This is a genomic window from Streptomyces sp. NPDC054840, from assembly GCF_053611065.1.
Genome location: NZ_JBSGZP010001074.1, coordinates 1 through 1,537, shown reverse-complemented (window position 1 = coordinate 1,537; position 1,537 = coordinate 1). Strand labels below are relative to the sequence as shown.

General features: G+C 72.6%; 2 protein-coding genes. One reads left to right on the top strand and one right to left on the bottom strand.

The genetic code is table 11. From position 1 onward, the window contains the following. Positions 1–639: imine reductase family protein (locus ACWGIU_RS37625; RefSeq protein ID WP_453712555.1), on the top strand; the 639-nt coding region annotated here is incomplete at its 5' end. A 54-nt stretch (positions 640–693) separates the two neighbouring features. Here ACWGIU_RS37625 and ACWGIU_RS37620 read toward each other — a convergent pair. Continuing rightward, positions 694–1,494: an EI24 domain-containing protein gene (locus tag ACWGIU_RS37620; RefSeq protein WP_453712553.1), complete on the bottom strand. Its 801-nt coding sequence runs from the start codon at positions 1,492–1,494 to the stop codon at positions 694–696. Positions 1,495–1,537 lie beyond the last annotated feature (43 nt).

Genomic DNA, 1,537 nt, shown 5'->3' with positions numbered 1-1,537 from the left:
ATCGACCTGACCGGCAAGGACCTCGTCAACCTCACCACCGGCACCCCGGCCGAGGCGCGCGCCCGCGCCGCCTGGGCCGAGGCGCGCGGCGCCCGGTACCTGGACGGCGGGATCATGGCCACGCCGACGATGATCGGCGTTCCCGAGGCCGGCGGGTACGTCTTCTACAGCGGCTCGCGGGCGCTCTTCGAGGCCCGCCGGGCGGTGCTGGAGGTCCCGGCGGGCTCCCGCTTCGTCGGTGAGGACCCCGGGCACGCGGCCCTGCACGACGTGGCGCTCCTCAGCGCGATGTGGGGGATGTTCGCCGGCATCTCGCAGGCCTACGCGCTGACCGAGGGCGAGGGCATCGCCCCGAAGGACCTGGCTCCGCTGCTGTCCGAGTGGCTCGGCGCGATGGGTTTCTTCGTCGGCAACGCCGCCGAGCGGCTGACCTCCAGGGACCTCACCTCGGGGGTGGTGTCCAACCTGGCCATGCAGGTCACGGGCACCGACACCATGCTGCGCACCGCCGAGGAACAGGGCGTCAGCGCCGAACTCATCGCCCCGTACGTGGACCTGCTGCGCCGCCGACTGGCCGCCGACCCGGCCGGGCACGGTGAGGAGGACACGACGGGGGCCATCCTGCTGCTGAAGCGGTAGGCGGCCGGAGGCCTGTGGCTCGCCGGAGGCCTGTGGCTGGCGGGAGGCCTGTGGCTACGAGTACGCGGGCGGCGGCGGCCCGAAACCCGCGGGGGTGGTCTCGGCGGCCGGATCCTCGTCGGTCCGCATGAGGTCGCGGGCCATCAGCGTGGCCCCGGCCACCGCGCCCGGCATCAGGAACACCGCGACCAGCGGCACCAGGAACGCCAGGACCAGCGGCACCCCGAAGCCCAGCACCAGCAACCGCCGCGACCGCATCAGCTCCAGCCGGTCGCGCAGCTCCACCTTGCGCCGCTGCAGGGCCACGGCGGTGAGCTCCTGGGTCAGGAAGTATCCGGAGACGCAGAAGCCGAGCACCGGGATCACCGTCTGGCCGATCACCGGGAGGAAACCGGCGAGGAAGAGCAGGACCCCGTACAGCAGCACCCGCCCGAGCACCTTCACGCTGTCCCGGGCCGAGACCCACAGCTCCAGCCAGAGCGGGAGCCCGGATTCGGGGACCTCGCCGCCCTCGCTGCGGTCGACCTGCTCCGAGAGGGACTCGTAGAAGGGCTGGCCGATCAGCAGGGTCACGGCGGTGAAGGTGATCACCGCGACGAACAGCCCGAGGCCGAAGAGCAGGGCGGTCAGGAAGCCCCGGAAGAGCGAGAGCCAGGGCGAGGACCAGTCGTCGGCGAAGGGGGTGGCCCAGACGGTCAGGTCGTCGGCTCCGTAGCCGAGCCCGGTCAGGGCGCCGGCGTAGAGGACGAACGCCACGAGCCCGGGCAGCAGCCCGAAGCCCAGCCACCGGCCGTGGCGAAACACCCATCGCTGTCCGGCCAGCAGATACCGGAAGCCCCCCGCAAGATCACGCATGGGGCCAGTTTACGGCGAAGGCCGCACCCGGTCGGGTGCCGCC

Coding starts and splice junctions, on each gene's coding strand:
- ACWGIU_RS37620 (WP_453712553.1), bottom strand. CDS start 1,494: ATGCGTGATCTTGCGGGGGGCTTCCGGTATCTGCTGGCCGGACAGCGA.